The sequence below is a fragment of the Psychrobacter sp. FDAARGOS_221 genome, from assembly GCF_002313155.2.
GTDB lineage: Bacteria > Pseudomonadota > Gammaproteobacteria > Pseudomonadales > Moraxellaceae > Psychrobacter.
This window is the reverse complement of sequence record NZ_NWFK02000001.1, coordinates 385,290-399,999: the sequence shown is the minus strand read 5'-3', so window position 1 is coordinate 399,999 and position 14,710 is coordinate 385,290. Positions and strand designations below refer to the sequence as shown.

General features: G+C 41.7%; 9 protein-coding genes. 7 read left to right on the top strand and 2 right to left on the bottom strand.

Annotation, left to right across the window (positions count from 1 at the left end):
* Nucleotides 1-140: 140 nt before the first annotated feature.
* A complete protein-coding gene (locus A6J60_RS01705) occupies nucleotides 141-2,663 on the bottom strand; it encodes a Lon protease family protein (protein WP_227526025.1) in 2,523 nt (840 codons plus the stop codon).
* 435 nt (nucleotides 2,664-3,098) lie between these two features.
* Here A6J60_RS01705 and rsmG point away from each other — a divergent pair, with 435 nt between their 5' ends.
* The 7 genes from rsmG to A6J60_RS01670 all read left to right on the top strand — a co-directional run bounded on the left by rsmG (nucleotide 3,099) and on the right by A6J60_RS01670 (nucleotide 11,648).
* Entirely contained in the window at nucleotides 3,099-3,770 is a 672-nt protein-coding gene (gene rsmG, locus A6J60_RS01700) for a 16S rRNA (guanine(527)-N(7))-methyltransferase RsmG (protein ID WP_096066417.1), read from the top strand.
* Between the two features lie 243 nt (nucleotides 3,771-4,013).
* Nucleotides 4,014-4,787, top strand: a complete 774-nt coding sequence (locus tag A6J60_RS01695) for a ParA family protein (protein WP_096064462.1) — start codon at nucleotides 4,014-4,016, stop codon at nucleotides 4,785-4,787.
* Nucleotides 4,788-5,118: 331 nt separating this feature from the next.
* Nucleotides 5,119-6,180: a ParB/RepB/Spo0J family partition protein gene (locus A6J60_RS01690; protein WP_096064461.1), complete on the top strand. Its 1,062-nt coding sequence runs from the start codon at nucleotides 5,119-5,121 to the stop codon at nucleotides 6,178-6,180.
* A 181-nt stretch (nucleotides 6,181-6,361) separates the two neighbouring features.
* On the top strand, nucleotides 6,362-8,197 hold the full coding sequence (gene msbA / locus A6J60_RS01685; RefSeq protein WP_413772352.1) for a lipid A export permease/ATP-binding protein MsbA: 1,836 nt from the start codon (nucleotides 6,362-6,364) through the stop codon (nucleotides 8,195-8,197).
* Between the two features lie 92 nt (nucleotides 8,198-8,289).
* Nucleotides 8,290-9,327: a tetraacyldisaccharide 4'-kinase gene (gene lpxK / locus A6J60_RS01680; protein WP_227526170.1), complete on the top strand. Its 1,038-nt coding sequence runs from the start codon at nucleotides 8,290-8,292 to the stop codon at nucleotides 9,325-9,327.
* A 151-nt stretch (nucleotides 9,328-9,478) separates the two neighbouring features.
* Nucleotides 9,479-10,300 (top strand): 3-deoxy-manno-octulosonate cytidylyltransferase, encoded by an 822-nt coding sequence (gene kdsB, locus A6J60_RS01675; RefSeq protein ID WP_096064458.1) that lies wholly within the window; start codon nucleotides 9,479-9,481, stop codon nucleotides 10,298-10,300.
* A gap of 94 nt (nucleotides 10,301-10,394) precedes the next feature.
* A complete protein-coding gene (locus A6J60_RS01670) occupies nucleotides 10,395-11,648 on the top strand; it encodes a DNA polymerase III subunit delta' (RefSeq protein WP_096064457.1) in 1,254 nt (417 codons plus the stop codon).
* A 237-nt stretch (nucleotides 11,649-11,885) separates the two neighbouring features.
* Here the strand turns inward: A6J60_RS01670 and A6J60_RS01665 are convergent, their stop codons facing one another.
* A complete protein-coding gene (locus A6J60_RS01665) occupies nucleotides 11,886-13,706 on the bottom strand; it encodes an acetyl-CoA C-acetyltransferase (protein WP_227526024.1) in 1,821 nt (606 codons plus the stop codon).
* Nucleotides 13,707-14,710 lie beyond the last annotated feature (1,004 nt).

Below are 14,710 nucleotides of genomic sequence, written 5' to 3'. Positions count from 1 at the left end.
ATTCAATATATTCTACTTAATATATTTAACTTTAAATCAAAATACAGCCCAATGACAGCAGGTGTTTATTATTAGGCACTCGCTTAATTTGGCTTAACTTGGCTTAAATTGGTTTGACTTAGCTTAGTTTTACAGATGCCTTAATTATTGGTTGCATCATCAGTGTCAGGTGTATTTTCTTTTGTCGACACTGGTTCCTCTAATTCTTCAGGCGGATTTAATTGCTCCTCCCACTTTTGTAAGTTTTTAATAATTTTGCCAAATAAGCTGGAAGAACGGTAGCGGCCCTTTTTATTTTTGCTGTCAACCTGGGTGTTTGCCAAAATTGTTAACGCATCACTTAATGTCTTGACGCCATAAATATGAAACTGTCCAGCTTTGACTGCAGCAATAATATCATCGCGTAGCATCAGCTGCGAGATATTGGCATAGGGCAGTATAACGCCTTGATTTCCAGTCAGTCCTTGATGTGAGCAGGCATCAAAGAAGCCGGCAACTTTGGTATTGACGCCGCCAACTGCTTGCACCCGGCCCAGTTGGTTCATGGATCCGGTAATCCCTAATTCTTGTGAGATAGGGGCATCAGCCAAAGCAGATAGCAATGCGCAGGCTTCAGCCAAGGTCGCACTATCACCATCAATATGGGCGTAGCTTTGCTCAAATGCCAAAGATGCCGTAAAGTTGAGCGGATAGTAAGGGCTGAATAAGGCGCGCAAGTAGCTGTTCATAATCAGCATCCCTTTAGCATGCAGACTACCGCCAAGCTCAACATCGCGCTCAATATCCAAAATGTCACCTGAGCCAACACTGTTTTGTACTACCGCAGTCAATAGGGCAGGCATGCCAAATTCACTGTTGGCATAGTCAATAATGGTCAGCGCATTAATTTGTCCGACTGCCGTGCCAGTGGTGTTAATCAGCTGCTGACCATCAGTAATTTCTTGCAAATAAAGCTCTTTTAAATATCCAGATCTATAACTAATATCACTCAGTGCTTGTTTAACATGTTGTGCACTAACAAGATTTTTCTGAGCTAAATCTGCGTGACGACTGGCTTCAAGCATTAACTGTATCAGGCTGTCGGCATGTAAGCTCAATTTATTTTGATCTTCAGATTGACGACTTAAAAACTCAAGTACTACCGCTTGCGCATCACGATCAAAATGATGAATCTGATATTTATTAATAATATCTGCAAACTTGGCACTCATCTGGCGTTCATTTTCTGAGCTTCTGGTGACTTCTTGATGAAAATCCGCCCGTATTTTAAACAAACTGGTAAAGTCGACATCATGGTCTGCGAATTGATCATATAAGTCTGGATCACCAAGCAAGATAACTTTCACCGATAATGGAATAGGCGAAGGGCTTAGCGATACTGGATAAAGCGATGTACCAGGCTGTAACATGCGATTTTGTTGCGCATGACTAAAGTCAATTTGGTTGGCTCTTAATGCTAACTTTAGCGCACGCCACGCATCAGGGCAGTCATTAAGTTGGTGCGCTTCTATCAGTAAATAGCCGCCATTTGCTCGGTGTAATGCACCTGGCTGAATATTTAGCGCAATGTTTGCATTTACTGAGCTGTTTGGAGCGCCTGAAGTATGTGTTAAATAATGAGCATCAGCGCGGCCAAATAAATTCTCTACACTAGGATTAGGCTCAAATACTATCGGCGCCCCCTGTGAGCTGATACTCTTTGGTGAGTGTCTCTGTGAGGAACTATCTGCCGATTTTAGACTAGCCGATGACTGCTGATGCGCTGTCATGATGTGCAGTTGATATTTGTTAGGCAGCGAATGCGTCATCGTTTCTGGCTGCCCAGAGTGAGCCAATAGGGTGTGAACAGACTCAACAATCATGTCTTGCTGCAATAAAACTAGATAATCTGCTAACTCTGGATTAACTTCAAAGTTCTGCTTTAGCTTTTCAAATAGTGGTTGAAGATAGTTCTCAGCGATTTGCATCAGTTGCTTGTATTGCTGCTGATAATGATCTTTATCATCAGCATGAGCTGCTTTTAACACAGAGGTTAATCCTGCCAATACAGCTGAGTGCGCCTCATGTAGCTCATGTCGTGCGTGTGATAGGTGTTCGAGCAGCTGCTGCCAAATAACTTGAATTCGATTGGCTAAATCAGAAGCATTACCCGATGCCAAAACAATGGCAATAGGCTGTGAAGGCTGACGGAAATTATAAACATAGATCCAATCAACCAAATCAGTTTGTGGCTCGCCATGTTGATGCAAATAATGCTGGATAAAGGTGCGTTTACCCAGGCCATGCTCACCTGCAGCGAATACATGATAGCCGGTCGCTTTAATCGCGCACGCTGTTTGTAGCGCATGCACCGCACGATCTTGACCAAAGCTTAAGTTTAACTTAGGCGCTGACTCAGTGGTCTTTGGTAAGCTGCTGCGATCGGTGTATTTTTTTAGCTGTTCTGGGCTAACTTTACATGCATTGATCACTGCTGTGACGGCTTGTTGATTACGCAGTTTATTCTTGGCCTTTTTATTAGAGGAATCAATTTTCATTGTTTTTTGCTTAGATGGGCCACGTTTGGTTTGACCACTGTTTGATTGGCTGGTTGCTGGGCTATTTTTTGACCCATTGGCTTTCGATGTATTGGTTTTTGAAGGACTGCTTTTTGGGTTAGACATGTTTTTGTACTTATTATTAAATGGATGTTATTAAAAGGATATGAGTGTTCAATAAACGATTTCTGTGGGTCATATTTGATTTATAGGGGTTATTTCATTTATCTTTATTCGACAGCTGCGTTTTAAATAGTAAATCGATTATTTTAGCAGGGGTGATATCATCTAAAAAAATTGTGGACGTGTTATAATGCCCGCCTAATTGGTTGGTTTTTTACATCAACTCAGTAAAATCTAGTGCAACACACTCAAAACAAAGAAATGGGTAAAGGTTTAAATATCAAGCCAAATATCTTCAGGTCAGTATCTACAAGTTAATCAAATAGATATTGGTCTAATACAGATACCTATTAAATGATATGTTCGTTAAACACGGTACTTGGCTAACGTATGGGCTTGGTATTTACCGGTATTATAATACAGTATGGTAGCGATAAGATGATGAACACCACTGAATTTAAAGTAATACATAATCAATATGATGAGCTGAATCAACTGTTATCGCAAGCCATTGCACAGCTTGATCTAAATATCAATGCAGAGCAACAAACCAAGCTGTTATTGTATTTAGATAAGTTATTGTTTTGGAATAAAGCCTATAACTTGACCGCTATTAAACAGCCAAAAGAAGCGCTGATTAAGCACATTATAGACTGTTTGGCCATTTTACCGCATTTAAAGCCAGGTAAGCTGCTCGATATTGGAACAGGCGCTGGGTTGCCCGGTGTTATTGTTGCTATCTGTCAGCCACAGCGTGACGTTACTGTGCTCGATAGTAACCAAAAAAAGATTCGATTTATTCGCCAGTCTATTACTGAGCTTGATATTGAGAATGTAACCCCAGTTGCCAGTCGTATCGAACACTTTGAGTTGACTGAATCAGAAAAGTTTGATGTTGTGACATCAAGAGCCTTTGCCAGTTTAACTGACTTCGTTGCTGCAGCGGAACCTACCATGGCAGATAATGGCTGCTTACAAGCAATGAAAGGCTTGATACCTGATGGAGAGGATATGGCAGGTCTGGTTGCGCATTGGCAGATCGACAATGTGCCATTGATAGTTCCTTTTTTGAATGAGACCCGTCATTTGACGGAGCTGTTTAAAAAATAGCAGTTATAATAGTCGCTAATAAGCTAAACCAGTCTAGGCTAAGCAAGTGAATGAACGAGGCTAAGCGAATAATAACTATGTATCAAAGCTCAACTAATAGTTATCAAAGCTAAGTTAGGCGTTCAATTCAACCAATTCAATTGGACTAGATTAGACGCTAACTAAATTAGACACTATATTAAGTTTAAAAATAACACCAAATATAATAACTTCCTGCTTTTATTGAGGTAATAGAGTAACCCTATGGAAATATTGGCAATTGCAAACCAAAAAGGCGGTGTCGGTAAAACAACGACAGCAGTGAACTTGGCTGCTAGCTTGGCGGCAAGACGCAAAAAAGTACTGCTTATTGATTTAGATCCTCAAGGCAATGCCACTTCAGGAACAGGGTTAGAAAAAAGAGCGCTTGAGCTAAGTGTTGCGGATGTATTACTTGATGACGTAGCGCTGTCCGATGCGATTTGTCGTAGCCCAGCTGGTTTTGATGTGGTTGGATCGAACCGTGACTTATCAGGAATCGACATTACATTGATGGGTAAAAGTGACAGTCACTTACTACTCAGTCAGGCAATGGCTTCATTAGAGGGCTATGATTATGTCATTATTGACTGTGCGCCCAGCTTGAATTTGTTGACCGTTAATGCGATGGTAGCCACGCAAGGAGTGATTATCCCGATGCAGTGTGAGTATTATGCGCTTGAAGGGTTGGCGGATTTGTCTCAGACCATTGATCGGCTTAAAGAATTAAACCCGCAGCTGCATATTCGCGGCGTATTAAGAACCTTATTTGACTCACGCAATACTTTGGCTAATGATGTTTCAGCTGAGCTAGAATCGCATTTTGGTGATTTGATGTTCAAAACCATTATTCCTAGAAACGTGCGTTTGGCCGAGGCACCTGCGCATGGGATGCCGGTGTTAGATTATGAAAAAAGCTCGAAAGGGGCGCAGGCATATCGCAAGCTGGCCTCAGAGATTATCAAGCAAAGCCGACAGTTGCCTTTGAATGTTAAATAGGCTGTTAATACTGACCATCACTACTGATATTAAACAGTTGGTTTGTTAAATAAGAAAATTTTAAATTAAATAAGAAGCTATCTAATGTGATTAAATTGATTGGATTGGATAATAAAGTTAGGTATTAGGGAGTGATTGCGCTTGCAAGCTCCGCACAATCCATTAAAATGGACAGCCCTCGTGAAGAGGGGAGTCGGTTGAATAGTTTTGCGATTAACGACTATTATAATAGTTCACACAATAACGATATAGACGGTAGTTTGAGATGGCCTAAGCCGTACAGACGATCGGATAGATTCAGGTAAGCAGGTAGTAGTAGAGGATAACCAACATGGCAAAAAAGCGTGGATTAGCTGCAAACCGAGGGTTAGATGCTCTACTCGGGTCTATTAAAAAAGAAAAAGCCATCACCGCAGCCGCTTTGCGTGATGATAGCACCCTTGAGCATGACGAAAAACCCGATACTGGTGCAAAAGCTTCAGTAAAAGGTACTGCTAGCGCTAAAAAAACAGCCGTAAGAAAAAAAACTGCCAGCGCGGCCAAAGCCGAAGTCGTTGCAAAAACGGCCGTCGATGTCTCTGATGAAGAGATGACCCTAGTGCAGATGGATGTGGAGCGTTTGCAAGCGGGTAAATATCAACCAAGACGTGATATGAGTGAGACCGCGCTTGGTGAGTTGGCGTCTTCTATCAAACAGCATGGGGTCATGCAGCCGATTGTTATCCGTCCATTATTGGCGACGGAAGAAAAAATCGCTGACACCATTACTCACGAAATTATTGCCGGTGAACGTCGCTGGCGTGCCGCGAAACTTGCTGGCCAAACCACGATTCCAGCCATTGAGCGTGCATTGTCAGATGAATTGGCTATTGCGCTGGCTTTGATTGAGAATATTCAGCGTGAAGACTTATCTGTTATCGAGCAAGCAGCGGCATTACAACGCTTTCATACCGAGTTTGGTATGAGCCATGCGATGATTGCAGAAGTGGTCGGTAAAGCAAGAACCACAGTCTCTAACTTGTTACGACTTAATCATTTGCATGAAACGGTCAAGACCTATCTTAATGACGGTCAGCTAGATATGGGGCATGCGCGCGCTTTATTGTCTTTGTCATCTGAGCAGCAACCGATCATTGCTGAAAAAATCATTGAAGCATCAATGACAGTACGTGAAGCCGAAAAGCTGGTTAAATCAATTTTAAACCCGCAAAAAGAAGACAATAAGCAAAAACAACAGCAGCATGCCGAAGTCGAAAAACTAAATCAACAGTTATCAGATTACTTAGGTGCCACTGTTAAGCTTAAGCAGAAAAAGGATGGCAAGGGCAGTATGGAGATATTCTTCCATAGTCCAGAAGAGCTAGATGCGCTGTTAAAGCACTTTAAGTCATAATCCTATTTTAATGAACAATTGCACAACTGATACTAACCCTTTAATTAATCCATAACGAGTTTAAATCGTCATATCTGAGTGGCTATTAACCGCTATATTTGCAGTACTTATATGAGTAGTGGCAGTGAGAGTAGAGCTAGCCTCCTTTTCGTGACCCTACGCAATTTTAAAAAGGCATATGATGACAACTACATCAACCAAAAATGCTTCATCAACTCCGGTAAAAGCTGGTCATCAATCAAATCCGGGCTCAGACAATAATCGACCTGAGCCAACGCGAACGCAAACCTATATCAGACTACTAAAATACGTAAAGCCATACTGGTGGGCGATTTTACTGACCATCTTAGGCTTTGCTATTAACTCTGCGACTGAAATTGGTATTGCTAAACTAATTCAGTTTATTACCGATGCCATTAATACCGGTACCCAAAGCCAAAGAAACTTGTTCCCGTTTTTAATTGTGGTGCTGTTTTCTATTCGAGGTTTTGGTACCTTTTTAGGTAACTATTTTTCAGCGTTAATCTCTCGTAATCTGGTTTATCAGCTCAGAGTGGAAGTGTTTGATAAATTACTGCGTCTACCGAACTCTTTTTTCCTAGAAAACCCATCAGGTACGATTTCTTCAAAATTAATATTTGATGTAGAGCAAGTAACAGCTGCCAGTACTGACTCACTAAAAACCTTATTACGCGACGGTTTGACTGTGGTGGCTCTGATGGGCTATTTGCTTTATTCAAACTGGCGTTTAACGCTCATCTTATTTTTGGTATTACCACCCATTTTATGGCTTATCCAAAAAGCCTCTAAGCGCTATTTGAATCTGTCGATAGGTATTCAAAAGACCATGGGTGACGTCAGCCATATTACTAATGAAATTATTGGTGGCTATCAAGTGGTTAAAAACTACGGTGGCCAAAGTTATGAGCAAAAACGCTTTGAGCGTGCCTCTTTGGACAATTTGAAGCAGGGCATGAAAATTGTTGTTACCAATAGTATTAACACGCCAGCGGTACAGTTATTGATGGCCAGTGCGTTATCCATTGTTATCTGGTTGGCATTACGCCCTGAAGTGATCGTTAATACCACAGCAGGTGAATTTATTGCCTATCTAACGGCAGCAGGCTTAATCAGTAAGCCGGTACGTAGCTTGACCGATGTTAACCAAAAATTGCAACGAGGCATTGCCGCAGGACAATCTATTTTTGCATTGTTAGACGAGCTAGAAGAAGATGACAGTGGTGCGATATTGGATGAGGTTAAAGGCGAAATCGTCTTTGATCAGGTTGCAGTACAGTATCCAGATGGTACTAAGGCACTGCAAGACTTTAGTCTAACCGTTAAAGCAGGAGAGACGGTGGCATTTGTGGGTAAAAGTGGGGCCGGTAAGACAACTCTGGTGAACCTACTCACCCGCACATTAGAACCCAGTCATGGTAGAATCACCATCGATGGTCTACCGATCGATGAGATTTCTTTGACCTCATTACGCTCTAAAGTGGGTATGGTAAATCAGCAAGTGGTACTGTTTAATGATACCGTGCGTCACAACATTGCGTATGGTGCTCTCGCTGATAAAAGTGATGAGGAAGTGATGGTGGCTGCTAAGTCTGCCTTTGCTCATGACTTCATCATGCAGCTGCCAGACGGTTATGACAGTACGATTGGTGCTGAAGGTTTACAATTGTCGGGTGGGCAACGTCAACGTCTGTCTATTGCTAGAGCCTTGTTAAAAGATGCGCCTATTTTGATATTAGATGAAGCGACCAGTGCATTAGACAATGAGTCTGAATTTTATATTCAGCAAGCGCTTGAAAATATCATGCAAAACCGAACCACTTTAGTAATTGCGCATCGTCTGACAACCATTGAGTCAGCCGATAAGATTGTGGTGTTGGATGGTGGACGTATCATTGAAGCCGGTACACACGAAGAGCTGATGGCATTATCTGGCCAATATGCGCATATGTATGATAGAGACTTTGCTGAGCAGCAGATGAATAATCAAAACCCATAACCAGCGTGGCCATCATGAACAGCAATCACAACTTGTCTCAAGCGAATGCCAAGTTAAGTCAAAAGCAGGATAAATCAGATTCTAACTTAGAAATGAAAGTGGTGCAGGCGTGGCAACAGCAATCGTGGTGGTTGTGGCTGCTTCTGCCTATGAGCTGGTTATATGGCAGTATCACTTTTGTTCGTCGTCAGGGTTATAAAAAAGGACTGTTTGCCAGTTATAAAGCCCCCATTCCTGTACTAGTCGTCGGTAATATTACAGTCGGTGGCAGTGGCAAGACCCCGCTCATCATTGAGTTGGTGAGTTACTTACAAGTTAATAATATTAAAGTCGGGGTCATCAGTCGTGGCTATGGTGGTGATGAGTCACGAATGCCGCAAGTGGTGAATGCTGACAGCCTGCCAGAACAGGTTGGTGATGAGCCTTGTTTAATATTCCGAGAAACTGGGGCTGGTGTGGCGGTGTGTCCTAATCGCCAGCAAGCGATTGAGCTTTTATTACAGAAACAGCCGGATATACAATTAATCATTGCTGACGATGGATTGCAGCATTATAAGCTGCGGCGTGATATTGAATGGATCGTGGTTGATAGTGATAGAGGTTTTGGTAATAAGCAGCTACTGCCTACTGGATTCTTGCGTGAACCCTTATCAAGATTAAAGAAAGGGACAGTGATTTATCATCAAGCTAAACAGTCCTCTACGCCTATAAACAAGCTGAGTATGCAGCTGAAGCCAAGTCATTTAGTTCCGCTATTAGCGTCTCAAGACTCTCAGTCGCCGCCCCAACCGCAACAGCCTAATAATACCGTCTATGCCATGAGTGGTATTGGCTACCCACAACGATTTTTTGATACTTTAACCACACTGGGTTATCAAGTGATCGCTAAGCCCATGCCTGATCATCACCAGTTTACAGTCGATGATTTGCTGCCATTATCCGATTATCCTGTTGTGGTGACCACTAAAGACGCGGTTAAAATAGCGCCACTGGTAGCCAATCACCCTGATTTAAAACAACGCTCCATTTGGGTGTTGCCAGTGCAAGCGCAGTTATCAGAAAGCTGTTATAGTACTTTGATGCAGCAGCTTAATGCTGTTGGTGTAACTGCTAAACCTGAAAATAGCTAATCGTTACATCTTATTCGGTTAAACACCTACTTAATCTTTAATAAGCTTAATCTTGAATGAGAAAGACATTAATAAATAAAACAATTTTAAACCCATTAAAAAGCGCCATTGGTGAGTCATCGCCATTTGAGTCGTATAAGTGAGACAGTCTATGAGCACCCAGCCATCTTCACAGCCTAAAGTACATATCGTGATTCCTGCTCGTTATAAGAGTAGCCGCTTGCCGGGTAAACCGCTGCTTAATATTCATGACAAGCCTATGATTTTATGGGTTGCTGAAAAGGCGAGCCAAGCTGATTTCGCTGATGACTTATGTATCGCCACAGATGACGATCGTATAGCTGAGGTGTGCAGCCAGGCAGGTTATGATGTGGTGATGACCGATGCAAATCACGCATCAGGTACTGACCGACTCAGCGAAGTGGCGCAGCAAAAAGGCTGGGATGCTCAAGACATTGTGGTCAATATGCAAGGTGATGAGCCTTTAGTGCCGCCACAGTTACTGCAACAAGTAAAAGATTTGCTAATTGAGAAACCAGACTGTGTGATGGCGACATTATATGAGCCGATAAGTGCTTATGATGAATTTATGCGTCCTTCTGTGGTTAAAGTAGTTACCGATAATCAGCAGCAGGCGCTTTATTTTAGCCGAGCACCGATACCTTGTGACCGTGACCATGCACTCGCAATGGCGCAATCTAATGAAGATCAGCAGTCAGTGCCTCAGTTAAGTGTGCCAAAAAATGCCTATCGTCACTTAGGTATCTATGCCTACCGTGTTAATTTGCTACAAGATTTTGTGCGTTGGCCAGCAGGCACGCTTGAGACTTTAGAAAGCTTAGAGCAGTTACGTGTGCTTGAAAATGGCGGCAAAATAGCCATTACGCAGGCAACCTTGCAGCTGCCACCTGGGGTTGATATTCAACAAGACCTTGATCGACTTAATGCGCTGCCTATCAGTGAGTTACAATAATTACTGATGCAGCTTTAGTATTAGGTGTGCCGCTTTAATATTTTTAATACTGCTTGATATGAACTTTTAATAACTCTCAATGTCCTGACACTCTATGACCCAGACCTCACACAGCGAACAATCGATTTATTTTTCTCCCATTCTACCTTGGCAAAAAGGTGCTTGGGCGCGTTTGCTTGAGCGTTATGATAGATTGCCGCATGGATTATTATTCTCTGGGATGCAGGGTATCGGCAAGCGTGCTTTTGTGTGGCGCTTTGTGGCGTGGTTGTTATGCGATAATCGAGAGTCCAGATTAAATTTACCTGCCGATCAACAAGTCGGGTGTGGTCAGTGTCAAAGCTGTCAATGGTTAGCCTCTGGTACGCATCAAGATTTGCAAGTATTACCAGCAGCCAGTTTGCCTGTTGAAATTGACTCAGAGCAAGAGCAGGGCAGTACGACTAAAAGTGGTAGTCAAAGCAAAAAAGGCGCTACTAAGAATAGCAAAGCAAAAGCAGGCTCTAAAGCAGCCAAGTCAGAAACAGCATCAACCAGTATTAAAGTAGATGATATCAGGCAGCTGCAACCCTTTATGAGTCAAGGCAGTAGTGGTCGTAGGGTATGTGTGATTGATAATGCTGATAGCATGACAGTAGCTGCCGCCAACGCATTATTAAAAACCCTAGAAGAACCCAGAGACGGCATTCATGTTTTATTAATCTCTGATATGCCAGCACGCTTATTAGCGACTATCAAAAGTCGGGTGCAACAAGTCTCAGTATATCCGATACAACGCCTAGCACAGGCAGGGTCACAGGATGAGTCACAAGCAGCATCAGATTCAGCTGGTAGTCACTTATCCCAGCGTGACCAACAGATCAATAGCATCCACGATTATTTGATGCAAGCAGTGAAAGAGCAAGCTTTGCTTGAATATACAGATGAAGATGATTTAGCGCAGCAAATATCACAGGCACTTACTTTAGCCAATGGTGCGCCTTTGGCGGCATTAGAGATGTTATCAAGCAGTTGGTATTCATTCCGTCAAATATGGCTCAATGCTTGGATTGCGCTAAGAACAGGGCGCAGAAGCAGTGTGGCTGCCAGTGATTATTGGCAAAAAACGTTAGCGATTGAGGAGTTCGTTAAGCTTTCTGAGTTTATGCTGATGGATTTAAGCCGTCTCAATTTAGGCGTACCCAGCTTGCAGACCGATATCGAGTTTGATGAGCAGACTATTCAGCTGCCACAAGAAAAAATCTATGCTGTATTGGCTGTTATCAATGATATTAAGCAGGCATGTCAGCAGAACGTGCAGGATAAAATGGCTTATGATCATCTGTTGGCTGAGCTAGCTAGGCTATAACAACCTAACTGAACTATCTAAACCTAGCAAATCAATTAACCTTTTAGCTAGTTTAGACGCAACTATAATTTGAAGTCTAAAAATAAATTTATCATTTAAAATAATATAAAGGACATAAAAAAGGAGCTTAATTGATATTAGGCTCCTTTTTTAATATTTCTAATGATACTAATGAGTGTTTAACAGCGAGTACTTATTAAGCAACTAATTAGCTGTTAAACACCACAGCTTGGTAGCTTATTTTTCTAGGATACAAGTAACGCCTTGACCACCAGCAGCACAGATTGAGATTAGTGCGCGGCCAGAGCCTTTTTGATCAAGTAGCTTAGCAGCAGTTGCTAGGATACGACCACCTGTAGCAGCGAATGGGTGACCAGCTGCTAGAGATGAACCGTTAACGTTAAGCTTGCTACGATCGATTGAACCTAGTGGTGCATCTAGACCTAAACGCTCTTTACAGAAAGTTTCATCTTCCCAAGCAGCAAGCGTAGACAATACTTGTGAAGCAAATGCTTCATGGATTTCATAGAAATCAAAGTCTTGTAGAGTTAGGCCAGCACGCTCTAGCATACGTGGAACCGCATAAGCAGGGGCCATTAGTAGGCCTTCTTTAGGACCATTTTTACCAATGAAGTCTACCGCTGCCGTTTCTTGATGCGCGATGTAAGCCAGTGGCTTCAAGCCATGTTCTTTTGCCCACTCATCAGTACCTAGTAGGACACATGATGCACCATCAGTTAGTGGCGTAGAGTTAGCCGCTGTCATGGTTGGGTTAGCGTTGTTTTTACCGAATACAGGCTTTAACGTTGCTAGCTTTTCTAATGAAGAGTCAGGACGTAAGTTGTTGTCACGAGTCAGGCCTTTAAATGGCGTAATCATGTCATCGAAGAAACCTTCTTCATAAGCACGCGCTAGGTTGTGATGACTGTTAACAGCTAGCTCATCTTGTGCTTCACGAGTGATGTTCCACTCAAGTGCAGTAATAGCTTGGTGCTCACCCATAGACAGACCAGTGCGAGGCTCACCATTTTGAGGGGCATCGATAAGCTCTTTAGGGTTGATGCTGGTTAAAGCACTTAAACGTTGTTTATTATTGCGCGCAGCACCTAATTTGATTAGTGCTTTACGTAGGCCATCACCAACAGCGATAGGCGCATCAGAAGTAGTATCTACACCACCAGTAATTGCTGAATCAATGATGCCTAAAGCAATTTTGTTGGCTGATGCAAACGTTGCTTGTAGACCAGTACCACAGGCTTGTGAGATGTCATAAGCTGGGGTTTGTGGATCAAGTGCTGTGTTTAGCGCAGACTCACGGGTTAAGTTTAGGTCACGGCTCAATTTTAATACCGCACCAGCAACTACTTCGCCAACACGCTCACCTTGTAATTCATAGCGCTCAACAAGACCATTTAGCGCAGCGCTTAACATATCTGTGTTGCTGGCATCAGCATATGCACCGTTAGAACGTGCAAATGGGATACGGTTACCGCCTAAAATAGCGACGCGGCGTGGAAGGTTTGAGCTGTTAGACATAGAGGTTTCCTTATTATTAGTGTTGCTGTTGGTTTTGGCATTATCTGCCTGAGTAGTTGTTGTCTTGTTATCACTGTCAGTCTTGTCAGCTTTTTTGGCGTCAGACTTGTTATCAGTGTCTTTTGACTTAGCTGCAGCGGCTTCTTTTTTCTCAGACTTTTCAGCTGGCTTATTATCAGATGGTTGGTTATCAGATGCCTTGCTTTCAGAGGCTTCGTCTTTTTGGCTATCATCAGAGTCTACTGCAGATAGATTGTCATCTTGTTCTGCTTGAGCTTTACTTTCAGCGATGATTTTTTGCTTGGCAGCACGGTCTTCGCTAATCACAGCATCTGCTTCAGATTTTTCAGAAGCATTGACTTCTTTTTGTAATTTAGAAAAATCAGCAGAAGTTTCTGCCGCATTTGACTGTTCACTGCGGTTTTCATCAAGTAATGATTCGCCTGCTTTATTGACAACCGTTGAGGTAATGGTTGTTTTTGATTCAGCAGATTTGTTGTTGGTTTTTTTTGAATTACTCATTTTTAGTCAACATCCTTATAAAAAGAAATATAAAAAAGAAATCTTTTGCTATCAGTATCTAACTATCATCATGACAGGTGTGCTAAGACAATCAAGCAGTTTGCTATTGGCTTATCATCTATCTCACAATACTAAGCAGCGTTAAAGCAGCTTAACAATTTAAAATCATATCACTCGACATTGTCTATTATTAATAATTAACAGAAATGATTAACAGGTCAACAACTGTCATGAGGTTAACGCAATAACTTTAATTATGGCCTATTTTTATTTTCACATACTGAATCATGAATAGCCGAACAGTACGATAGTGAACATAAGCCGTATTTTAATAGTAATAACTTTATCCTAATGATGATTTTAACATTGTTACTAAAGCATTGTGTCGAAACTTGTTCTATAATAATATAATGTTATCGTTACCGAGGGTACTCATAACATTAGGTTTCATTTTATCACATCGTTAATATTAGGCAATCACCGTTGGTGTGAGTAGGTGTGAAATTAGTGACTAGTGTGAAGCAAATGTTACGCTACTGGGTTTTTTATACATATATTTACAGTAGCACTGATGCTCATAACTCAAGCACCTACAAAGCACTATTAACCTGATATAACCAAAGCTGTTAAGCTTAGTATCAGTGATGATGGCTGGAGATTAATTTTGTCAGTCTTATCAAAGAAGCTTTGTTTGATGATTGATAAAAGCTTGGGTTTATATCAAATCTGAGTGTTAATGAATGATAAGTATTAAAAGCATGAACTGACTAGTCGCAATTTTTTGGGCCAACCGCTTCTATTGTATTTGAAAATAGTCGCGCTTAACGCCATCATTATTTTAAGTTATTCATACAGCTTATGTTTATAACGGATACTTATTAATAACCTGCTTATGCTTATTATAAATAGGTTTTAACAGCGATAAGTTTTGATTTAACGGCGATAATTTAGGAATGAAAACCTATTTTTAAGTCCTCGAAAGCAATACGTAAAAACCAATCAGG